Origin of the sequence: Mucilaginibacter panaciglaebae (assembly GCF_039539265.1) — a bacterium.
GTDB classification, from domain to species: Bacteria; Bacteroidota; Bacteroidia; order Sphingobacteriales; family Sphingobacteriaceae; genus Mucilaginibacter; species Mucilaginibacter panaciglaebae.
In genome coordinates, this window is sequence record NZ_BAABCV010000010.1 from 13,961 (window position 1) to 36,551 (window position 22,591).

General features: G+C 44.9%; 15 protein-coding genes. 10 read left to right on the forward strand and 5 right to left on the reverse strand.

Annotated features, from left to right (window positions below):
- Window positions 1-155 precede the first annotated feature (155 nt).
- From ABD772_RS13995 to crtD, 3 genes are all read left to right on the forward strand, one after another.
- Window positions 156-593, forward strand: coding sequence for a cupin domain-containing protein (locus ABD772_RS13995; RefSeq protein WP_345105636.1), 438 nt, complete (start codon window positions 156-158; stop codon window positions 591-593).
- A 302-nt stretch (window positions 594-895) separates the two neighbouring features.
- The gene (locus ABD772_RS14000; protein WP_345105638.1) at window positions 896-1,450 is read left to right on the forward strand and encodes a type 1 glutamine amidotransferase domain-containing protein; all 555 of its coding nucleotides are present in this window, start codon (window positions 896-898) and stop codon (window positions 1,448-1,450) included.
- 201 nt (window positions 1,451-1,651) lie between these two features.
- On the forward strand, window positions 1,652-3,124 hold the full coding sequence (gene crtD, locus ABD772_RS14005) for a 1-hydroxycarotenoid 3,4-desaturase CrtD (protein ID WP_345105640.1): 1,473 nt from the start codon (window positions 1,652-1,654) through the stop codon (window positions 3,122-3,124).
- Between the two features lie 283 nt (window positions 3,125-3,407).
- On the opposite strand, the gene ABD772_RS14010 is transcribed toward crtD, so the two are convergent.
- Window positions 3,408-3,773 carry a CoA-binding protein gene (locus tag ABD772_RS14010; RefSeq protein ID WP_345105643.1) on the reverse strand — a complete coding sequence of 122 codons (366 nt, stop codon included), beginning with the start codon at window positions 3,771-3,773 and terminating at the stop codon, window positions 3,408-3,410.
- Between the two features lie 217 nt (window positions 3,774-3,990).
- Between ABD772_RS14010 and ABD772_RS14015 the strand changes: the two genes are divergently transcribed.
- From ABD772_RS14015 to ABD772_RS14025, 3 genes are all read left to right on the forward strand, one after another.
- Window positions 3,991-4,551 (forward strand): RNA polymerase sigma factor, encoded by a 561-nt coding sequence (locus ABD772_RS14015; protein ID WP_345105646.1) that lies wholly within the window; start codon window positions 3,991-3,993, stop codon window positions 4,549-4,551.
- A gap of 10 nt (window positions 4,552-4,561) precedes the next feature.
- Window positions 4,562-4,999 carry a hypothetical protein gene (locus ABD772_RS14020; protein WP_345105650.1) on the forward strand — a complete coding sequence of 146 codons (438 nt, stop codon included), beginning with the start codon at window positions 4,562-4,564 and terminating at the stop codon, window positions 4,997-4,999.
- A 131-nt stretch (window positions 5,000-5,130) separates the two neighbouring features.
- Window positions 5,131-5,346: a hypothetical protein gene (locus tag ABD772_RS14025; protein WP_345105653.1), complete on the forward strand. Its 216-nt coding sequence runs from the start codon at window positions 5,131-5,133 to the stop codon at window positions 5,344-5,346.
- A 181-nt stretch (window positions 5,347-5,527) separates the two neighbouring features.
- Here the strand turns inward: ABD772_RS14025 and ABD772_RS14030 are convergent, their stop codons facing one another.
- Together ABD772_RS14030 and ABD772_RS14035 are read right to left on the reverse strand one after the other, a co-directional pair.
- Window positions 5,528-6,022: a DinB family protein gene (locus ABD772_RS14030; RefSeq protein ID WP_345105656.1), complete on the reverse strand. Its 495-nt coding sequence runs from the start codon at window positions 6,020-6,022 to the stop codon at window positions 5,528-5,530.
- Between the two features lie 69 nt (window positions 6,023-6,091).
- Complete coding sequence (locus ABD772_RS14035; RefSeq protein WP_345105659.1) at window positions 6,092-7,639, reverse strand: NAD(P)/FAD-dependent oxidoreductase; 1,548 nt, start codon at window positions 7,637-7,639, stop codon at window positions 6,092-6,094.
- Window positions 7,640-7,813: 174 nt separating this feature from the next.
- On the opposite strand from ABD772_RS14035, the gene ABD772_RS14040 reads away from it, so the two are divergent.
- Window positions 7,814-10,192 (forward strand): alpha-L-rhamnosidase-related protein, encoded by a 2,379-nt coding sequence (locus ABD772_RS14040; RefSeq protein ID WP_345105663.1) that lies wholly within the window; start codon window positions 7,814-7,816, stop codon window positions 10,190-10,192.
- 161 nt (window positions 10,193-10,353) lie between these two features.
- Window positions 10,354-12,399 (forward strand): beta-L-arabinofuranosidase domain-containing protein, encoded by a 2,046-nt coding sequence (locus tag ABD772_RS14045; protein WP_345105666.1) that lies wholly within the window; start codon window positions 10,354-10,356, stop codon window positions 12,397-12,399.
- Window positions 12,400-12,456: 57 nt separating this feature from the next.
- Here the strand turns inward: ABD772_RS14045 and ABD772_RS14050 are convergent, their stop codons facing one another.
- Window positions 12,457-13,590: a toxin-antitoxin system YwqK family antitoxin gene (locus ABD772_RS14050; protein WP_345105669.1), complete on the reverse strand. Its 1,134-nt coding sequence runs from the start codon at window positions 13,588-13,590 to the stop codon at window positions 12,457-12,459.
- Between the two features lie 82 nt (window positions 13,591-13,672).
- Window positions 13,673-14,791, reverse strand: coding sequence for a toxin-antitoxin system YwqK family antitoxin (locus ABD772_RS14055; protein ID WP_345105672.1), 1,119 nt, complete (start codon window positions 14,789-14,791; stop codon window positions 13,673-13,675).
- 191 nt (window positions 14,792-14,982) lie between these two features.
- Here ABD772_RS14055 and ABD772_RS14060 point away from each other — a divergent pair, with 191 nt between their 5' ends.
- Both ABD772_RS14060 and ABD772_RS14065 read left to right on the forward strand, forming a co-directional pair.
- The gene (locus ABD772_RS14060; protein ID WP_345105674.1) at window positions 14,983-16,620 is read left to right on the forward strand and encodes an ABC transporter substrate-binding protein; all 1,638 of its coding nucleotides are present in this window, start codon (window positions 14,983-14,985) and stop codon (window positions 16,618-16,620) included.
- A gap of 73 nt (window positions 16,621-16,693) precedes the next feature.
- On the forward strand, window positions 16,694-22,516 hold the full coding sequence (locus ABD772_RS14065) for an alpha-2-macroglobulin family protein (protein WP_345105676.1): 5,823 nt from the start codon (window positions 16,694-16,696) through the stop codon (window positions 22,514-22,516).
- The last annotated feature ends 75 nt before the right edge of the window (window positions 22,517-22,591 follow it).

The following is a 22,591-nucleotide window of genomic DNA, read 5'->3' on the forward strand; positions in this document are numbered from 1 at the left end:
TCACCTTTCGAGTGCCTGAGGGTGACAGCCCTGCTAATAAATAATTTTTGTCATTTCGACCATCGGGAGAAATCTATACACCTGTATTTACATAGTTGCTTTGCGTTTGTATAGATTTCTCACTATGTTCGAAATGACATCTAAATTCAATTGTCATGAAAATAAAATTCCATCTTCCAACATTCCTCATCACCACGTTAACATTCTCGCTGATCTTCCTTGCCGCTTTTACGTTCAGACAGGAAGACAACGGCTATTTACTGGATCATGAAAACGACATCGCCAGGGCTGACGTCGGTCCGCACAATGGTGGTGGTAAAAGCACCGCCTTTCCTTTCTTCAAAAATTTTAAGGGTAACAAAATAACTTTCCGCAAGCGGATATTGCATGCCGGTTCGTCCATAGGTTATCACCTGCAGGAAGAGCAGGAGATCTACTACATCCTAAACGGCAAAGGCGATTTGAAAATGAATGGCAAGAATATCCCTGTTACTACCGGCGATGCTATATTAACCCTGCCGGGCAGCAGTCACGGCATCAAACCCGCGGGCGATGAGGATTTGACGATGCTGATTGTTTATCAGAATAAATAACCCATCATTGAGCGTAGACTGACAAGCTTTGATACTTAGTAAGTCTAATCCATGCCAAAATACAATTCTTCCCCGGGGAGGGGTACGGCTGAATACGCGCTAAGGCAGGCAGGGGTTTCGCCTCCAAATTTATTGATCCCCCCCTTAGTGCCCCCCCCAAGAAATGAATCGCACCTGGCCATACTTTAAAGCTGTTCAGCATCACGAAGCTTTGAACTTCGTAAGTTCATAGTTTTTCCAAATTTTACAAACCAATACCCCAAACGGCCTGTACTATTAATAGATATTTAAATTAATAGGTTATGGCAACGTTGGATAATAAAAGAGTAGCAGTACTTACCGAAGAAGGATTTGAGCAGGTAGAATTAACCAGCCCGGTTGACGCTTTGAAATTTGCCGGAGCAAAGGTTGATATTATATCACCAAAAAGCGGGTGCATTAAGGCGTGGGACAAGACCAATTGGGGCATTGAGGTAGATGTAGACAAAGTATTAAGCGAAGCGAATCCTGACGATTACGATGCGCTGATATTGCCTGGTGGTGTATTAAATCCCGACAAATTGCGCCAAAACAAAGACGCAGTGGCATTTGCTTCTGCATTTTTAGATGAACGCAAACCGGTAGCAGCCATTTGCCACGGTCCGCAGACATTGATTGAGACGGGCTTGCTGAGGGGCCGCAAGCTAACATCATACCCATCCCTGCAAACCGATCTTAAAAATGCCGGTGCCGAGTGGGTAGACGAAGAAGTGGTTGTAGATAACGGTTTGGTGACCAGCCGCAAACCTGATGACCTGCCGGCTTTTAATAAAAAGATGATTGAGGAGATTGCAGAGGGGGTACACAGCAGGGTGTAGATATATTGCTACAATGAAAGAGTGTCACCATGAGGCTCTCGAAGGGTGAGCGTTGGGATTACCAGGCGTTCATTGGCATTTGCCTTGATGCCGAATTATAGCGGGCTCGAATTTTAATACTCAGCATCTTGCGAGCACCGCATTTTTGTGCAGAATGTCACCTGTTATAGAAAATCTCCCATTGGTTATTAACTTTGCATCATGTCGTCCAAAAAAGCGGTTGTTATTGGTGCAGGTATAGCGGGTATAGCTTCGGCTATCAGGCTGGCGGTTAAAGGCTATACAGTCGAAGTTTTTGAGGCCAATGGCACAGCAGGCGGTAAACTCGGCGAGGTACAACAAAGCAACTTCCGCTTTGATGCGGGGCCAAGTTTGCTTACCCTGCCGCAATACATTGATGAGCTTTTTGAATTGGCCGGCAAAGAGCCCTCGCGATATTTTAAGTACCAGAAGCTTGACGTTATATGCAAATATTTTTATGAGGACGGCACCAAATTGACCGCCTATGCCGACAAGGACAAGTTTGAAGAAGAAATGGCGGCGCATATTGGCGAACCGGTAACATCAACAGAAAAACAAATAACCAAAAGCCGGCAGATCTATGAATTGACCAACCCCGTTTTCCTTCAAAAACCTTTCGGCGGATTAAAAAGTTTTTTTACTAAAGATGGCTTTAAGGCACTGCTGAATATAAAAAAACTGGATGCCGGCCGTACGATGCACCGGGCTAACCAAAGTCTGTTTAAAGACGCGCGTATGATTCAGTTTTATGACCGTTATGCTACCTATAACGGGTCGAACCCGTATGCAGCGCCCGCGACTTTAAACGTTATTCCACATTTGGAGCAGCATTACGGTGCTTACTTCCCAACCGAGGGGATGTATAGTATCATCACAGCGTTGGTAAAACTGGCTACCGAACTGGGCATTAAGTTTCGTTACAAATCGCCGGTTGAAAGCATCTTGCTTACCGGCAGTAAGGCCACCGGCATTAAAGTAAATGGCGAAGAAATAACTGCCGACGTTGTGATATCTAATATGGACATCTGGTTTACCTATAAAAAGCTCTTGAAAGATCAGCCCAGGCTGCATCCGCAAAAGGTTTTGCAACAGGAGCGCAGCAGTTCGGCTTTGGTGTTTTACTGGGGCATCAATAAAAAATCCCAAAAACTCGAATTACATAATATTTTTTTTAGTGCCGATTATAAAGCGGAGTTTGACCACATCTGGCAACAAAAAACCATTTACCACGACCCAACCGTTTACGTAAACATTACCTCAAAACTAAAACACAGGGATGCTCCTCCTGATTGCGAAAACTGGTTTGTGATGATCAATGTACCCGCCAATGCCGGGCAAGATTGGGATACGCTCATAACGGAGGCACGCAAAAACATCCTGGCCAAGTTGTCGACCAGGTTAAATGAGAATATAGGCAAACTCATTATCAGCGAAACCGTGCTTGATCCGCGCGACATCGAAACAAACACCTCATCCTATCAGGGATCGATCTATGGTACATCATCAAACAGTAAGTACGCCGCCTTTATGCGCCATGCCAATCAATCGGCCAAAATAAAAAATCTGTATTTCTGCGGCGGCAGCGTGCATCCCGGAGGTGGTATTCCGCTTTGCTTGTTGTCTGCAAAGATTGTGAGTGAGTTGGTGGGATAATTAAAGGCTGTCATGCTGAGTTATAAAGCCGGCAGTCTATGACGATGACATGCCAGAGCAAGATTATTTACTGTCATTGCCAAGAGGAACGACGAAGCAATCGCAAGGATGCAATGTTCACGATTGCCACGCAATGACAATATAAATTATGTCATGCCTGCGGGCCAGAAGCATGATAGGTCAATAAACCTGTGCTAATCCTAACGCTCACTCTTCGAAGGCCTCAGGGGTGACGACCCCAGTTTGATTATCATTTCCCCCTCCCCTTCAGGGGTTAGGGGTTTCAATACTCCCCTATCGACAATAACACCAGCGTACAGGCATACTGTGTTTCAATACCCTCGGCATCAGCCAGGCGTTGTAGTTCTGAGTTCTCGGTACCGGGATTAAAAATGATCCGTTTGGGCTTAGTAGCTAAAATATAATCGTACAAAGGCGGCTGGTTTTGCGGACCAACGTATAGCGTGATAGTATCGATATCTTGATGAATAGCCTCCGGCTTTTCAATTTTAACGCCCGCTACCTCGCCGGTTTTTAAGCCAACGTTTACAATGGCATTCCCGTGACTTGTTAGACGGTGTGCTGCCAGATAAGCATAGCGGCCCGGGTTAGGCGTAGCACCTAAAATTAATGTCTTTTTATTTGCCATGGTTAAAATAAGCCCTCTCTCTTATCTTTCCGTCAAATCCCCTCTCCATGGGAGAGGGCTTAACAAACCCTATTCAAATATTTTGCCAAGTTGTAATAATAGGGCGTTTTGATAGTCAAAATAGCGATATTAAAAATAAATTAAAATTTTTAAAATGTTTTTAGGTGTGAGTCGTCTCTACCTTTAAACAAGTAATAAATTGATTGCTACATCATTAATGTCCGAAGAAAGAAACAACCATGTATTAAGCGCCATAAAGGCGTATGGTAAAAACTTGCTCGGGTTTATCCGCAAAAGGGTAAAAAATGATGCCGATGCTGAAGACATTCTGCAGGATGTGTGGTACCAGTTTAGCGCCCTGGTAAATTCTGAACCAATTGAGCAGACAGGCGCCTGGCTGTATAAAGTGGCAAGGAATAAAATAACAGACAAGCACAAAAAGAAATCAGAAAGTTTACTTGATGACCTGTTCGGCAGCAATGACGAGGAGGATACCGATACCTCGGCCTTTGCAGACTTGCTGATGCCCGAAGAAACAACCCCCGAAAGCGAGTACATGCGTAACCTGTTTTGGGAACAGTTGTTTACCGCGCTTGACGAACTGCCTGAAGAACAAAAACAGGTATTCATCTGGCAGGAAATGGACGATATGACCTTCCAGGAAATATCAGAACTGACGGGTGTAAACGTAAATACGCTGGTATCGCGCAAGCGCTACGCAGTTTTGCATTTGCGAGACAGGTTACAACAATTATATCAGGAGATTATAACACATTAAAATTAAAGACATGAAAAAAATATTTTTTAAAGGCCGGTTTATCTTTATCCCCATTGCGGTAGCCGCCTTCTTATCGCTCGTCAGTTTTGTAGTGATGCAGCTTTGGAACAACCTGCTGCCCGACATTTTACACGTGGGCGCCATAACCTTTTGGCAGGCCATGGGCATATTTGTACTGTGTAAGATATTGTTTGGCTTTGGCCGGGGTAAACGTAATCCATGGGGTGGTAATCCGTGGGGGGGCAACCCCTGGGGCGGTAACCCATGGATGCGTGAAAAAATGCAGGAACGTTTTCGCAGTATGACACCCGAGCAAAAAGATAAGTTCAAGCAAAAAATGCGTGACCGTGCTTGCGGACCATGGGGCCACCACACCGGAGACCATCCCTTTAAGCAGGCCTGGGATCAGTTTGAGGCTGAAGATCAGGAAAAGAAAACTGAAGATTAAAAAACACATGTCATTGCGGGGCAGGAACCACAAAGCAATCGCAAGAATGCCAGGTTCGCGTCCTGGTAGTTATCAAGAGCCGCGCTGCACCCGCAATGACATTTTGTTAAACTAAACTTACAACACAAATTATGAACGTACTGATATTTTCTACCGATGTATCTGCACCTGAGCAGGTAAGTAAAGTACAACCGGTATTGTCTGCCGTGCCGGCAATAAGCGACTGGAATATTGATCTGGAAGATTGCGATAAAATTCTGCGGGTGGTATCAAATGATTTGTCGCCAAGGTATATAGAAACCTTGCTAAACAACGCCGGCTTTAATTGTACCGAGCTGGAGTATTAAGCCCCCTAAAGGGAAACAATAGTTTTTTGTAATCCCGAGCATAGCGAAGGATCTGCGAGCTATTGCCTACCGGCAGATGCTTCGTTCTTCAGCATAACAATTAAAAAAACAGAATAGGGTATCACGGCTGTCATTGCACCTTTACAGGCCCCGGATTTTATAATCAGCATGACAAAATTAATTATCCGTTAATCGCCCGCAACAACACCGCAATTTGCCCTGCATGATAGATCTGATGCTGGATAAAACCATACACTAATTCTTTGTAAGAAGTAACCGGCTCTGTTTCACGTTCATCAATAATAGGTTCGTCCCATTTGTTTTCAGGGAAATCGCGGATGGTTTGCAGCAGGTTTACGTTGACCAGCTTAAGGTCGTCAATCCACATTTTCCATTTCTTTTCATTGGGCTCGCCGGGTTGGGGCCAGTCGCCGCTTACAGGTAATGAGGCTGGTTTTTCATTCAGGCGGTCAATCACTTCCTCGGTCCAGCTTACCATGTGCATAATAACCTCAACAACGGTGTGTGCGCGGCCTGTGCGCTCATAAGCACTCTCGAAAGTTACTTTATCTAAAATAGCATAGATGGGCTCGCCGTACCAGGGCTGGCCTGATAATACTTTTTCGAGTTCTTGTTGTAGTTTTTCGTTGATGGTCATGATATAAAGTTTTGTCATTGCGAGCGTAGCGTAGCAATCGCAAGGAAGCAAAGTTCGCGATTGCTACGCTACGCTCGCAATGACAACTTAAATAATTTTTCCCGCCGCTACGGCACAATTTATCCCGTCAATAGCAGCAGATATGATGCCACCTGCATAGCCCGCCCCCTCGCCGCAAGGAAACAAGCCCTGCACTTGCGGGTGCTGCAAAGTTTCTTTATCTCTCGGTATTTTTACAGGCGACGATGTGCGCGACTCCACACCAACCAAAATAGCCTCGTTGGTAAAATAACCTTTCATCTTTTTACCAAAAACCGGCAGTGCATCGCGCAGTCTGTTGCTTATCCAGGTTGGCAGTACTTCTTTTAGTTCGACGCTTTTTGTTCCGGGCAGATAGGAGTTTTCTGGCAGATCGGCAGATAATCTACCATTCACAAAATCAACCATGCGTTGGGCTGGTGCAACTAATTTGCCGCCCCCGGCTTTATAAGCAACCTGCTCTATGCTGTGTTGAAAGTTAAGCATCTTGAACGGATCGGCATTATCGCCTTTCACATCTTCCAGGTTAATTTGCACTACCGTCCCCGAGTTGGCAAACGGATTATTACGTTTTGACGGGCTCCAGCCATTTACTACAATTTCTTCTTCTTCTGTAGCACAAGGGGCAATGATACCGCCCGGGCACATACAGAAAGAAAATACCCCTCTACCATCCACTTGTTCAACCAGATTATAATATGACGGCGGCAGATCAGGCCCCCGGTGTTCGCAGTGGTATTGCGCCTGGTCAATAATTTCCTGCGGATGCTCAATGCGGACGCCCAATGCAAACGGCTTGGCCTCGATCAGAATATTTTGCCGGTGCAGCATTTCAAAAACATCGCGTGCCGAATGGCCCGTTGCCAGAATCACGGCGTTGGCTTTAATGGTATCGCCCAACGCCAATCTAACGCCCTGTATCTTTCCAAAATCGGCCAGTAAGCCGGTAACTTTGGTATCAAATAGTACTTTACCGCCCGCATTTAGTATAGTCTCGCGGATGGCAGTAATGATCTGCGGTAGTTTATTGGTACCTATGTGCGGTCGGGCATCCACCAAAATATCTTCGGATGCGCCATGAGCTGTGAAGGTTTTGAGTACGGCATTGACATCGCCGCGTTTGGTGGAGCGTGTATACAGCTTACCGTCCGAATAAGTGCCTGCCCCGCCCTCGCCAAAGCAATAGTTACTTTCAGGGTTTACCAACCCTTGTTTATTGATATTTGCCAGATCACGGCGACGCTCCTTTACGGGTTTACCGCGTTCTATAACAATAGGCTTTAAGCCCATCTCAATACACTGTAAAGCGGCAAACAATCCCGCAGGACCAGCGCCGACAATCACCACCGGTTTAGCCTGTTTAACATCAGGATATTGAGTGGTATAAGTTTCAGGATGATAAATTTCATCAACATACACCTTAACCTGCATGCGGTAAACCACCCGCCTGCCCCGCGCATCTATAGAGCGTTTGTAAACGTGCACCGCGTTAACTTTTTGTGGGGATATTTTTAGGGCCGATGCCGAAAGTTTTTTTAAAACTTCCTGATCATCCTGCTGCCCGGGCGGGCAAACTATTTCAATTTCTTTGATCATACATGCTGCCCGGTTTTTATCCGGGACGTGGCAAAGATAAGAATAATATTACCCAGGCGTCATTACGGGGAAGGAAGCAATGGCACATAATAAAAAACCTAAAACCAACAAGACAGTACAGGACACCAATTATTTTATTATCCCTATATTTAAACACCACTTGTATATACCTGAATGAAATCAATTTTTACTGCTGCTTTATTGTTGCTGAGCTTGTTATGGCTGCGCCCGGCGTTGGCGCAAACGCCGGATATGGCTGTGGCTACCAGGCCCTGGAATGCCTATTGGATAAATGCCCGCGGCGAAACCGGTCGCGATTATGGCGTGTTTTATTTCCGCAAACAGATCGATCTGGCCGCAAAACCGGCTTCGTTTTTTGTAAATGTATCTGCCGACAATCGTTACAAATTATATGTTAATGGCGCTCTGGTGTCCTGCGGACCGGCACGTGGGGATACTTATTTCTGGAACTATGAGCGTGTAGACCTGGCACCTTATCTGGTAGCCGGCAAAAATACCATTGCAGCACAGGTTTGGAATGAGGCCGAATTTCGCCCTGAAGCGCAGATCAGCCTTCGCACCGCGTTTATTTTGAAAGGCGCTACTGTGGTCGAAGATATTGTGAATACCAACACTTCATGGAAAGCTAGCCGCGATAAGGGCTACAAACCCCTACCGGTAAGTTTGGGCTATGGCGCTTATTATGTTGCCGGCCCGGGCGAGTTGGTTGATGAAAATAAGACGGTTAAAAACGCAATATCAAAAGATCTTGATGACAGTTCATGGCCTGGGGCATCAATTGTGGATGTTGGTAAACCTAAAGGGATGTCTGATGCTTTTGGGTGGATGCTGGTGCAATCGCAGATACCGCAAATGGAGCGGGTTTATCAGCGTATACCGAGCTTGCGCAAAGCGGTTAATGTCAGTGTACCGGCCGGTTTTCCGGCTAATAAAACTGCTTTAACCATTCCGTCAAATACTACTGCTACTTTGATAGTAGATCAAACTTATTTGACCAACGCTTACCTGACGCTCAATTTCAGCAAAGGCAAAGGCGCAGGTATCTCGCTAACTTATAACGAGTCGATGTTTGATAATCTGAAAAAGTTTGGTAACCGCAAAGGCGATAGGAATGCTGTTGAAGGCAAAGAGTTAAGTGGCCGCAAGGATAGTTTAATTGCTGATGGCACCAGCGGGCAAAGCTTTACAACGATGTTTTGGCGCACTTTCCGGTACATTAAATTGATTGTTCATACGGCCGATGAGCCTTTGGTGATCGATGACATTTATGGTACTTCAACAGGTTATCCGTTTCAACTTAATGCATGGCTTAAAACTGATAACCCTGAACTGCAACAGATGCTCGACATTGGCTGGCGCACTGCGAAGATGGATGCTATTGAAACTTACATGGACTGCCCGTATTACGAGCAACTCCAATATATTGGCGATACCCGCATACAAGCCATGGTGAGCTATTACAACAGCGGCGACGACCGCCTAATGCGCAACGCCATTAACCTGATGGATCATTCGCGCCTGGGCGAAGGTATTACGCTGAGCAGGCATCCGTCATTTAGTCCACAGATCATATCTACATTTTCATTGTGGTATATCGGCGTACTGCATGATTATTGGATGTACCGCGCCGACGCCAATTTCATAAAAGGTAAGCTACAGGGCGAGCGCGGGGTACTTGACTTTTTTAGCCGTTATCAACAGGCCGATGGCTCCTTACAAAATGTGCCTTACTGGATATTTGTCGATTGGTCGGACGGCTGGGGTGGTGGCTCGCCGCCATTGGGCAGTAAGGGCGGCTCATCTATTTTAGATCTGCAATTATTGATCGCCTATCAACAAGCTGCCGAGATGGAGGCCAAACTAGGCATGCCTGAGTTTGCTGCTTTATACAGCGCCAAAGCAGCGCAGTTGAAACACACCATCCAAGCTAAGTATTGGGATGCAGGCAAAGGTTTATATGCCGATAATGAAGATAAAAAACAGTTTTCGCAGCATGCCAATTCGCTAGCCATTCTAGCCGGCGTAGCCGAAAAAACAACTGCGCCGGCCATTGCCCATAAATTATTAACCGATGCCAGCCTGACCCAATGTACCATCTACTTTAAATATTATCTGCATCAAGCACTAACGCAGGCGGGTTTGGGTAACAATTACCTGAAATGGCTCGACATCTGGCGCGAGGACATTAAACTGGGCCTGACCACCTGGGCCGAAATGAGCAACGTGCCCTCCAGCCGCAGCGACTGCCATGCGTGGGGATCAAGCCCTAACATTGAGTTTTTTCGTATTGTTTTAGGGATAGATAGTTATGCACCGGGTTTCAAAAAGATCAGGATAGAGCCGCATCTGGGCGATTTGAAAAATGCCAGCGGCGAGATACCCCATCCCGATGGGAAGGTTGCCGTTAGTTATGAGCTGAAAGATAAGATCTGGAATATTAAACTGAATCTTCCATTGGGCACTACAGGTATTTTTGTTTGGAAAGGTAAGCAGATGCCTTTAAAGGCGGGCGCAAATTTATTCAGATTATAGATGCCTATCGCATGTTTGGCTAAAGCCAGCTTTGTTCCCAGTTTATAGATAACATTTACATTGCGCACTAAACACAGCATAGCTTCATTGGTAGTAATAGCTATAAATGCTATATTTACCATTCCAACCTATGTGCATTTAATGCCTGTTATTTATAATTTATGAGAAAATCATTTTTTTACCTGTTGATACTGTTGGCTTGCGGTGCGCACAGTTATGCTCAGACTGCCGAGGCCTTGGCCAGGGCCGACACCAAAGGTACTAACGCTTATTACGCGAGCAACCGCGTTCCGCTGGTACCGCAGCAATTTATCAAGCTGCCGGTTACTGCTTTTAAGCCAGCGGGCTGGTTAAAAAAGCAATTAGAACTACAACGCAATGGCCTGACCGGTAACCTGGGCGAGATCAGTATCTGGCTGTCAAAAACCGATAATGCCTGGCTGAGTAAAGATGGCAAGGGTAAATATGGATGGGAAGAGCTCCCTTACTGGTTAAAGGGCTACGGTGATATGGCCTATATGCTGAACGACCCTAAAATGATCAAAGAAACAAAATTCTGGATCAATGCCGTTTTGGATAATCAACGTCCCGACGGCGACATGGGCCCCGTCATCACCAAACGTAATGGCAACCGCGACCTTTGGGCCAATATGCCTATGATATGGTGCCTGCGCAGTTATTACGATTACAGCCATGACCAGCGCGTTATAACCTGTATTACCAACTATTTTAAATGGATGCAGGCGTATCCCGATGATAAGTTTCTGAAAGATTACTGGGAGAACAGCCGCGGTGGCGATTACCTGGTAAGCATTTACTGGTTATACAATATCACGGGCGACAAATTCTTGTTAGATCTAGCTACCAAAGTCGATAAAAACACCGCCAACTGGCGCCAGGCTAATAATTTGCCTACCTGGCACAACGTTAACGTGGCCGAGTGTTTCCGCGAACCTGCTACTTATTGGCTGCAAAGCCATAACGCGGCTGATCTTAATGCATCATACAACGACTTTAAACTGATCCGCGATATTTACGGGCAGGTGCCGGGCGGTATGTTTGGTGCCGACGAGAATGCACGCAAAGGCTATGACGACCCACGCCAGGCAGTTGAGACCTGCGGCATGGTTGAACAAATGACCAGCGACGAATACTTGTTACAATATACCGGCGATACTTTCTGGGCCGATAACTGCGAGGATGTTGCTTTTAACACCTTCCCGGCTGCTTTTACCAGCGATTATAAGGCTTTACGTTATTTAACCGCACCTAACATGGTACAAAATGACAGCAAGAATCATTCGCCCGGTATCGACAATAGCGGTCCGTTTTTAATGATGAACCCTTTTAGCAGCCGTTGCTGCCAGCATAACCATAGCGCAGGCTGGGTTTATTATGCCGAGAATGCCTGGATGGCTACGCCAGATAATGGCCTTGCCGCCCAACTATACCAGGCCGGAACCATTACCGCCAAAGTGGGTAAAGGCAACATCGTTAAAATTACCAGTGCTACCCAATATCCGTTTAATGATGTGGTTAATTTTACTATAGCTGCTACAAAGCCGGTTACAGCCCCATTTCCGCTATATTTCCGTATACCAAGTTGGTGTAAAAATGCCAGCATTGCAGTTAATGGCGGAACAATCAAAATGAAGGCTATTCCGGGTGGGTACATTAAACTAACCGATAAATGGAGAAACGGCGATAAAATAAGCCTGAAATTGCCAATGCACATCATGGTACGCCAATGGGCTCAGAATAAAAACAGCGTGAGTGTAAACTACGGCCCGCTTACTTATTCGCTAAAAATTGGTGAGACTTACAAAAAAGGAAACAGCACCACAACAGCCATGGGCGATTCGCACTGGCAACCAACTGCCGACCCAAACAAATGGCCATCATTCGAGATCTATCCGTCTACCGCCTGGAATTATGGTTTGTTGATAGACGCTCAACATCCCGACAAATCATTTACCGTGATACGTAAGGCATGGCCAAAGGACGGCAATCCGTTTACTAATGCCAATGCACCTATCGAGCTTAAAGCCAAAGGCAAGCAAATTGCCGGCTGGACTATTGATCAATATGGCTTATGTGGCCTGCTGCCGCAAAGCCCGGTAAAAACCAACGCTGCCGGCACAGCCTTAACCTTAGTGCCAATGGGTGGCGCGCGGTTAAGGATATCTGCGTTCCCGGTGGTTGAATAGATACCAAAAGATTAGATAAAAGAAAGCCCGGTGCAATAATGTGCCGGGCTTTTCTTTTTATTTTTTTGTGACGCCTGCTGATTTATCTACCACCTCGCCAAATTTATAATTGTAACTATATGTCCCCGCGCCGAAACTAAAGTTAAACTTAACCTTTTCATTAACCTTACGGCCGTCAATAGAAGCAGCTTCAAGCTTGGGAGCCTGCTTTAGCCCATAAATCAATGCGTTAGAAACCTGTTGATTAAACGAGTCATAACTTTGCAGGTTGGTCAGAAAACCCTGATCATTCACCTCGCCTTCAATACTGAATCCATTGCTAAAGTGCCTCAGATCAACATACCTGAAAACAGAGAATATTATAGCTGTCAAAGCATCGCTATATCTGTCAAAACCTTCCTTGTATTGTACATATACAATATGTTTGGCTTTAGCGTCGTTACATCCGCGTGCCGAAACTTTTAATGCCTCGGCTCTCACAAATGGCAGCATGTCGGTACTTACTAATTTCATACGTGGCGCGTCCGTATATTCGCCAATGGGCGATTTTCCTTTTTGGAAAACACCGCCTTTGTATTTCTCGGTTTCCAGCGGCGTTTTAGATACATCGTCCGTTTTGAAAATACTCCATGATCCTTCAGGTTTGCCATCCAGCAAGTGCCCTTCCCAACAAAGCCCGTTTGAGGCAGCACTATATTTGCCTTTACCGTTGTCAACCAGTTTCTTTCCGGCAGCATCCCAATAATCAGTTATAATAATGTCACTGCCGTTTGCTTCAAAAAACAGTTTAGGTTTTCCATCGTCATAATACATCTCCCATTTACCGTCGAAATTATTTTTTACAAAGTTGCCTTTGGCTTGCAACTGGCCGTTAACATATCGGGTAATAAACGGGCCCTCTTTCTCCCCGTCAGCATTATAAGTCCCCTCGGTCATCACAATATTTGAATCAAGGCGACTTACATCTTTTATTTTTCCCACAAACTTATGAAGCTTCATATTAAAATGTGCATAACGGGTTGCCTGGCTGCAACTGTCCTCTATTAAATCAAAATCTTCATTAAGCGATAAGTTGATGCTGTCTTTACTTATAAAATTAAAATGCACAGACCTGAATGGACGTCCGGTTTGGGCATGCGCACAATTGCAAAAAAGCAGGGCAGTTATTAATGTAACCAGTAAAATTTTCATTTAAGCTATGTCTATTAATCAGGGTGGAGATCAAATAACCCTGCACGTATATAGGGCTATTTGACCGGTAAATTTGGTTCTTTTAATTCCCGGCGGTGCTAAATGCATAATTGAACCTGCAAAAACCACCGTTAAAGATGAAATTAACCTGCACCTTCACTTTCACTCTGCGGCCGTTTACCATAACAGGTTCCAATGCCGGCATGCGTTTAAGCGCAGTTATTAACGAGCGGGTTATTGCCGGATCAAAGGAATCGACGGCCTCCAGATTAGCCAGTTTACCCTTATCATCAACAATACCATTAACGCTGAAACTATTATTTTTAAAGGGCTTTAAATCGGTTGTTTTTAACGCCTGTGCAACTTCTTCTGACAACAGGTTGTTATATATATCCATACCGTCTTTATATTGCGGATGAACGATATTACTGGCTATAACACCACATGGTATAGCCGATGTCCTTAACGCCTCTGCGCGCGTAAAAGGCAACAGATCTAAAGATACCAATTCCATTCGGGCGCTATCTTTATACTCCTTACCGCTCGGCGATCTTCCCACCTGGAATTCACCCAACTTATACATTTCAGTCATTATAGGCGGCTCGTCTTTACCGCTCCTGTAGGCATACCATGAGCCAACGGGCCTGCCGTCCATCAGGTGGCCTTCCCAATATATCTGGTCTACATTAAACCGGTATTTACCGCTGCCATTGTCAACAATTTTCTTTCCGGTAGGGTCCCAGTAATCGGTGAGTTGTACATCATGGCCATGTGCTTCAAAATTCATACGGGGCTTGCCGTTATCATAATACAATTCCCATTTGCCGTCAAACTTATTCTTTACAAAGCTTCCTTTAGATTCGAGTTGACCATTTGCGAAATGACTGACAAAAAGGCCTTCCTTATTTCCATCTTTGTCGTAAGTGCCCTCTGTACGGACCACATTGGGATCGGCCTTATTTACATCTCTTATATGGCCTGAAAACTTACCAAAAGCGGTATCTAAACGTGCATACCTGAAAATCGATGCGCAGCTGTCTTCTATCAGCTCAAAGTCTTCGTTGAGGGCCAGCTTTACACTGTCTTTATCAATAAATTGGTAATGGATGGAGCGGACGGGGTGCTGCGGGGTGGTGTCCTGAGCTTTAGCAAGCGTACTGCAAAAAAGCCCGGCTGTTAATATAATAAATGTTATTTTCATAAGATAAGGTATCAATGTTTGGGAGAGTTAAGTTAATAAACTTTTAACATTTGTACAACAGTACCTAAGTGTTATAGAACGGTCAGGTATATATATGACCAGAGCAATCCCTCATAAACCCTTTTTATAACACTGCACTGTTATATCGGGCTGCTGTGATACTAATAACCGCTTTATTGAGTATTTTAGCCATGATGAATAAATTGATCCGCTGTCTGCGTATTTTATTATTGCTGTGTGCCATATTGTCCTCGTGCAGTTCATCAGACACTAACGGGCATCAAACCGTTTTCAACATTAATCTCGACGAAGGCCTTACCTCACTCGACCCTGCCTTTTGCCGTAACCACAACACCATCTGGATGGATAACCAGATCTACAACGGCCTGGTGCAAATTGACGACAGCCTGAAAACTTCGGCTTGTATTGCCAAAAGCTGGGATATATCGGCCGATGGCAAAGTTTACACCTTCCATCTGCGCAATGATGTTACGTTTCAGGACGATCTGCATTTTAAAAACGGCACAGGCCGCAAGGTGGTTGCTGCCGATTTTGTATATAGTTTTGGCCGGCTCATCGACCCAAAGGTAGCATCATCAGGATCATGGATATTTAGTGATAAGGTAGCGGGTAAGGAAGCTTTTCAGGCTTTGGATGACACCACTTTCAGAATTACGCTAAAACAACCATTTGCGCCTTTTATAAGCATGCTAACCGCGCAATATTGCTCGGTGGTGCCGCATGAGGTGGTAGATTTTTATGGTAAGGATTTCCGCAGTCACCCGGTAGGTACCGGCCCTTTCCGGTTCAGGTACTGGAAAGAAGGCGAAATACTGGTACTGCTTAAAAATCCAAAATATTGGGAAAAGGACAACAAAGGCAATTCACTGCCTTATCTTGATGCCATACGTGCTACTTTCATTGATGATAAGCAGACCGCATTCATGGAGTTTATCAAAAAGAAACTGGACTTTTTTAATGATATTGATGGTAGCTATCGCGATGATATCCTGACCAAATCAGGACATATAACCAGCAAATACAAGAACAAATTTGTAATGAGCACCGGCCCTTATCTGAATACCGTATACCTTGGGATATTGGTAGATACTACACTACCCATCGTGAAGCATTCGCCGCTGCGCTTATTGAAAATACGCCAGGCCGTTAACTACGCTATCGACAAAGAAAAACTGGTGAAATACCTGCGTAACAGCCTGAGCACGCCGGGCACGGCCGGATTTGTCCCCAAGGGGATGCCCGGATTCAGTGCTGAGGTAAAAGGTTATAATTATAATCTTGGCAAAGTTTCGCAACTGCTGGCCTCGGCAGGCTTTCCACAGGGAAAAAACCTGCCGCTTATTACACTTACCACCACGGTTGCCTACCATAACCTCATAGAATATATACAAGGCGAGCTGGAGCGGGCGGGCATAAAAACCAAAATAGAGGTGATACAGGGTGCCAGTCTGCGCGAAATGGTGGCTAAGAACAGTATCAACTTTTTTTACGGCACCTGGATAGCCGATTATCCTGATGCCGAGAATTACTTGTCGCTGTTTTACTCTAAAAATAAAATACCGTTCGGGCCAAATTATACCGGGTTCAGCAATGGTGGATTCGACCGGCTTTTTGAGCAAGCCTATAATGTAAAAAGCCATGCGGAACGTTACAACTTATATCATAAAATGGATCAGCTTGTTATGGACAATGCCCCGGTTGTGGTTTTATATTATGACAAACGCGTAAACCTGTATCAAAATAATATATCGGGTTATAGTTTGAACGCACAGAACCTGCTCACCTTAAAACGAATTAAAAAGCTGTAGAGACACGATGCATCGTGTCCCACTTTTTCTTTTGGTTATAATTTATTACTATTGAGTAACCATGTAACCTATCATGAAAAAATCTGCCTTATTATTTCTGTTTGTATTGGTCACACTATCCCTGTTTGCGCAAAAACGCCTTTTGGATAGCCGGGAGCGCAGTGTATATACCTACATTTATCGCCTGGATGACGCCTCGACCTTATTATTTTTGACAGGACACCAAAACCAGATCAAGGACAATGCCCTAACGCATGAAGTCGCACGATTTTTAACGGATCACCCCGACAAACTAGTGCTGCCTGCGGGTAACTACCTAAAAGTTGCCGCTGTGCACAACAAGCTAAATTATAAGCTGATACAAAACCATAACGCACAGCTTGTTTTAATGGACAATGATGTTAATAGTCAGTTTATTTTGGTCGACAGCGCCGGCAATACAATCACCGATGCCAAACCGTACATTGGTAAAAAAGCTATCCCCTACGATGTGAAGGCCGAAACATACCATATCAAAAGGCCCAAAAAAGATTCTATTTACCGGTTGAGCTATAAGGGCGTCAGCAATTTTTTTAAGGTTACAGAGGATAAGTATAGATATTATTACACTTCATCAACTCAGAAAACAAGCTGGCTGACCAACGTTTGGAAAAAGATAAGAGCTATATTCAGCACGCCTGAAGCCGACGAAATACCTAATTACCGGCGCCCAGTTGGCTATCCCGGTTATACGGTTCTTAACAAACCCAAATATCGCCCCGGCGATACGGTGAAGCTGAAAGCTTTTATTCTGCAAAAAAAATCTAAACTACCCCTTACCGAAAAGAAGCTTGCTGTAAGGTTATACATAAACGGCTACCAGGATGATGAGCCGAAGTTGATTGGATATGCAGACGCCTATCGCAATGGCGGTTTCGATTTTCAATTTAAGTTAACAGACAGCCTTGATCTTGATCTTGACAGCCGCTACATGGTCTCGCTTGAATCCGTCGATTCAATAAAACGCTCAAAAAAGCAAAAAAACGTATTGCATGGTGGCGATGATCATAAATATATTATTTATCAAACTGGCATGTTTCAGTACGAAGATTATAACCTCAAGTCCAATCGTCTAAACATTAGGGTAAGTGGCCGCGCGCAATCGCCGGGCAATCCAATCGCCATATATTTAAGAGCCAACGACGAAAACGATCTGAATATACCCGACGGCAGGGTTAACTTAGTATTCACGCGGACTTATGCCACCGAATACGGTGCCGATCATATATTTATACCTGATACGCTATGGCAACACGAACTCAAGCTGGATCCCCTTGGCGAAACTAAGCTGATCATCCCGGATTCTATCTTTCCAAAAGCAACACTGAATTTTAACGCTAATTTCAAATTGTTAAGCAGTGATAATCAGCTTATACAGAAATATGAAAGTTTTTCATGGAACTATCACCCCGCAAAACTGGACGTGACATTAGCTCATGATACCTTAAAGGCGCGATACCTGATAAACGGAAAAAGCAGCCCGGCAAATGGCATGCTCACCCGGATTTTAGCCGGAGACGACACGCTTAAAGCGATACCCGTTCGGCTGCCTCTTGATCTGAAATTTAAAGGCAACGCCTTGTCGTTCATTGTTACTGCAGATACGCTTTCGGCCACTGCATATGTAAACGCATGGCGATATAATCTAAACAAGCTGGCCTACCGCACCCGCGATTCGATCTTTATCGACGTACAGACGGATGCCGCCCAAAAATTCTGGTATACCATTTTTACCGGTAAAAAAATATTTGATCAGGGCGCGTCAACCGATCTTCATTACAAAAAGCCCCTCAAATATTCAGGACCGGTGTTGCTGCGGATAAATCCATACCAGGGCGGCGTTTCAAACAACATCGAAGAAACCGTGCCTTTCATAAACACGATGCTCAATGTCAGCGTGAACCAGCCTGCAGTTGTCTCGCCGGGATTGAAAACCAATATCGAGGTAACAGTGAAAGACTATCAGGGCAAGCCCGTACCCAATGCTGACCTAACCGCATTTGCCATTACCAGCAAGTTTGAAGATTATGTAGTGCCAAAAATACCATACCTGGGCGACCGGTATGATCTGAAACACCAGCCCTTGCTGATTGTAAAAAAACTTACCGATACCGGTAAACTAAAACTTAACTGGCAATATTGGGCAAAAAGTATGGGATTGGATACCATTGAGTATTACAAATTTACCCATACCGACAGCATATATCGCCAGGCTGGGCGCACAGGTGATACCATTACCCAGGTATCCCCTTTTGTTGTGATGAATGGCGACATACAGCCGGTACACATTTTATATGTCGATGAAAGCCCGGTTTATTTCTGGCAGACAGAGGATATGCATCGCTATAGCTTTGCGGTGACGCCTGGCAAACACTCGCTGCGTTTCAGAACTGCCGAACAAAACATCGTGCTGAATAACGTAGAAGTTAAAAAAGGCGAAAGACTGATCCTGGCATTGAATCCTGCGTATTCAAAAAATAGCGACCTTTCGGTAAAACCAATGCCCGATACCCTGACAAGGTATGAGCAAAGCATATTGCATGAATATACCATAGGTGTCGACCTCAATTTTCGCCAGCACATGGCCACCATTACTCAGAACGGCAGGGTGTATTTGCTTAATTACATGACGCGTCCGGCTTATTACGCCTACAATCCTCTGGCTAATCGTGTCCGGCTATTGATAGGGCCATTGCTAGGTAACAGTAACGCGATGTTTAATATCAAGGATAATTTTACCCACAGCTTTCAGCCTGAGGGGCGATATTCGTTTCTGTTTGCTCCTGATTTGATCAAAGAAAAAACCTTAGATCCCGCTTATTATCGCATCTATCTCAAGAACCGGCTTGCCGACACCAATTACCACCAAAATGTTTTGACCCTGGCCGAAACGGACACCATTTGGCGAGATTATGTGGACGAGCGTATCCGGAACAATTATGTTTCTAAAAATATACCCTATAATAATACCTGGCTGTCGGTAAAACCCGGCAAACCGGCCAATGGTAAAGAGCCGTACGTAAAAGCCATACTAGTTTACAAAAATAACGACCCCAACTTTTTGGAGGTACACCCAGGCCGGGAGTCTAACCTGGGTATGTTTTTTCCGGACCGTTACCGGATACTGTTTTTATTTAAAGACAACAGCTACTATCTGATGGAGAACGTTGTGGTAAAACCAAATGGCTTTAATTACTACAACGCGGGCATTATACAGCCGCATCAACCCGATAGCGTGAGTTTAAAGATCTATGCAACCCTGCGCAAATCAGACTTAAACTACATGAATGATGATGCCAAAGCAGCCCTAAGGCAAGCCTTTAACGAAAAATACATGGATATATCGGTACTAACCGGCGAAATGGGGGGAAGGGTTGTTGATTCTATGACCAAAGCACCTTTAACCGGGGCTTTAATAACTGTTGAAGGCACCGGCATAAAAACTATAGCTGGGAATGATGGAAAATTTCGAATAAAAGTGCCTAAAGATGGGCAACTGGTGATCAAATCGGCAGGCTACGAAACTACCAAAGTAAAAATCGCACCGGGCGAGATTGTGAGTATCAGTTTAACGGCCAATCCAAGAATGGCGTATGACGAGATTTATGCTCCGCTGATCAGGCAAACACGTGATCAAACTACCGGATCGTCATATGTTATCACTGGCTACAGCGACCAGTCTCCCGGTGTTGAGCAGTTGTTGCAAGGCAAAGTGGCCGGGCTCAACATCCAAAACAACACGCCTACGGGGAAATTATATATTGTCGACGGTGTCAAAATCATGCTGAACGGGAAAGATTTTGTTATGGACACTAAGCAGATAGCCAGTCGTTCTGAATTAACCCCCGAAGCTGCCATGGCTATTTACGGTAATGAGGGTGCGTTGGGCGTAGTTATTATAACGACCAAACGCGCACTTACCGAGCAGGGTACACAGATGCAAATGTTACGCAATCATTTTTCTGACTACGCTTACTGGCAGCCGCGTTTAAAAACAGACGCCGACGGCAAAGCCCGGTTTAATGTCACCTATCCGGATGATATTACCAGCTGGCGCAGTTTCGTGCTCGGAATGTCCGATCATCAGCAAGCGGGCAGCATTGAAAGCCTGGTAAAATCATTTAAGCCGTTGAGCGCCTCGCTGGTGTCGCCGGTATTTGCGGTTAGGGGCGATAGCTTTTCGGTTTTAGGCAAGGTGATGAATTATACTACCGATTCACTGGTACTTAACCGCTATTTCAAATACAACGGACAAACCATTGCCAATAAGCGCATCAGCATGCAAAATGCCCATATTGATACCTTTAAAATGCAGGCAAATGACGCTGACAGCCTCACTTTTGAATACGCTATCTCGCGCGACAACGGCTATTTCGATGGCGAACGCCGAATGATCCCGCTATTTGAGCAGGGTAGCCTGGAAACCCAAGGCTCATTTGATGTATTACAAAAAGATACTACTATTACCCTGCAAACCAATCCCGGTTTAAAAGAAGCCACGCTTAGGGCAGAATCATCAGCAATTGATGTACTGCTTGACGAAACCGGACATTTACGCACTTACGAGTACTTATGTAATGAACAGCTGGCCTCTAAATTGAAAGGGCTGCTGGCCGAAAGACAAATACGCAACTACCTGAAACAACCATTTAAATGGGATAAAGACATTCAGGACATCATTAAAAAACTAACAGACAATAGAAATATGGATGGTACCTGGGGATGGTGGAAGGGCACCGCCCCGGAGATGTGGATAACCCAACATGTCATTGAAAGCCTGGTAGCGGCCGCAAAACGGGGGTATCCTGTTTATCCGGATGTTGGGATGATGATAGCTGCACTGCGAGGGCAAATGAACAGAATGGATCCGTCGGATATGTTGAGGTGTATCCCCCTTCTACAGTCGTTAAGTCCTGGTATCAACTTGCAAAACTATATAACCGACTATGAAAAGGCCATCGCCACGAAAAAGAACCAAAGCGAAATAGAAAAATACCGGTTGATGTATGTGCGCCTGCTTGCAGGTATGCCAATTGTATTAGACAGCCTGCTTAAAAACATGCACCATACCATGTTTGGCAATATTTATTGGGGCAAAAAAGGCTATAATTTTTATGATAATTCTATCAGCGAAAGCTTAATGGCTTACCGGATCTTAAAAATTGAGGACCAGGGGCCGCTTTTAATCAAACTGCGTAATTACTTTTTAGAACAACGTGCTGGCGGTTACTGGCGCAACACCTATGAATCGGCAGAGATACTGGAAACCATTTTGCCTGATATGATGACTGACGACCAACCACCTGAGCCGGCAGTATTAAAGATCAGCGGTGATAAAAACGAGACGGTGACCAGATTTCCGTACGAAACGAAATTAAATGCCGGCAGCAAAATAACCGTCAGCAAAACCGGCGACCTGCCTATATACCTGACTGCTTACCAAAAATTCTGGAACCCGGCGCCTAAAAAGGTAAACAGCGATTTCAGTGTTGAAACCTGGTTTGAGAAAGGGCGAAGCAGAATAACCAAAGTTAACGGCGGCCAGAACATCACCCTAAATGCCGAGGTAACCGTTAATGCGGATGTCGATTTTGTGATGATTGAGATACCTATCCCTGCCGGCTGTAGTTATACCACCAAAAACCAGGGCTGGGCCTACGGCGAAGTGCACCGGGAATATTTTAAAAACAAAGTGAGCATATTTTGCCGTAAACTGACAGCAGGCAAATACAAATATTCGGTTGAGCTTACGCCACGTTATGGCGGCAGCTATCACGTAAATCCGGCCAAAGCCGAAATGATGTATTTCCCGACATTTTACGGCCGCGAGGGCATGAAGATGTTTGATATTAAATAAAATATCCAAACCCCGTAGAGACGCAATGCATCGCCTCTCTACGATAAACAAAAGGCCTTCCCGTTTTCGGGAAGG

Bases quoted from the DNA above. Each gene is read 5' to 3' on its own strand.
- ABD772_RS14010 (WP_345105643.1), bottom strand. From the start codon at position 3,773: ATGGCAAATAAAAAGACATTAATTTTAGGTGCTACGCCTAACCCGGGC.
- ABD772_RS14060 (WP_345105674.1), top strand. From the start codon at position 14,983: ATGATGAATAAATTGATCCGCTGTCTGCGTATTTTATTATTGCTGTGT.
- ABD772_RS14035 (WP_345105659.1), bottom strand. From the start codon at position 7,639: ATGATCAAAGAAATTGAAATAGTTTGCCCGCCCGGGCAGCAGGATGAT.
- ABD772_RS13995 (WP_345105636.1), top strand. From the start codon at position 156: ATGAAAATAAAATTCCATCTTCCAACATTCCTCATCACCACGTTAACA.
- ABD772_RS14000 (WP_345105638.1), top strand. From the start codon at position 896: ATGGCAACGTTGGATAATAAAAGAGTAGCAGTACTTACCGAAGAAGGA.
- ABD772_RS14030 (WP_345105656.1), bottom strand. From the start codon at position 6,022: ATGACAAAACTTTATATCATGACCATCAACGAAAAACTACAACAAGAA.
- ABD772_RS14055 (WP_345105672.1), bottom strand. From the start codon at position 14,791: ATGAAAATAACATTTATTATATTAACAGCCGGGCTTTTTTGCAGTACG.
- ABD772_RS14045 (WP_345105666.1), top strand. From the start codon at position 10,354: ATGAGAAAATCATTTTTTTACCTGTTGATACTGTTGGCTTGCGGTGCG.
- ABD772_RS14025 (WP_345105653.1), top strand. From the start codon at position 5,131: ATGAACGTACTGATATTTTCTACCGATGTATCTGCACCTGAGCAGGTA.
- ABD772_RS14065 (WP_345105676.1), top strand. From the start codon at position 16,694: ATGAAAAAATCTGCCTTATTATTTCTGTTTGTATTGGTCACACTATCC.
- ABD772_RS14050 (WP_345105669.1), bottom strand. From the start codon at position 13,590: ATGAAAATTTTACTGGTTACATTAATAACTGCCCTGCTTTTTTGCAAT.
- crtD (WP_345105640.1), top strand. From the start codon at position 1,652: ATGTCGTCCAAAAAAGCGGTTGTTATTGGTGCAGGTATAGCGGGTATA.
- ABD772_RS14015 (WP_345105646.1), top strand. From the start codon at position 3,991: ATGTCCGAAGAAAGAAACAACCATGTATTAAGCGCCATAAAGGCGTAT.
- ABD772_RS14040 (WP_345105663.1), top strand. From the start codon at position 7,814: ATGAAATCAATTTTTACTGCTGCTTTATTGTTGCTGAGCTTGTTATGG.
- ABD772_RS14020 (WP_345105650.1), top strand. From the start codon at position 4,562: ATGAAAAAAATATTTTTTAAAGGCCGGTTTATCTTTATCCCCATTGCG.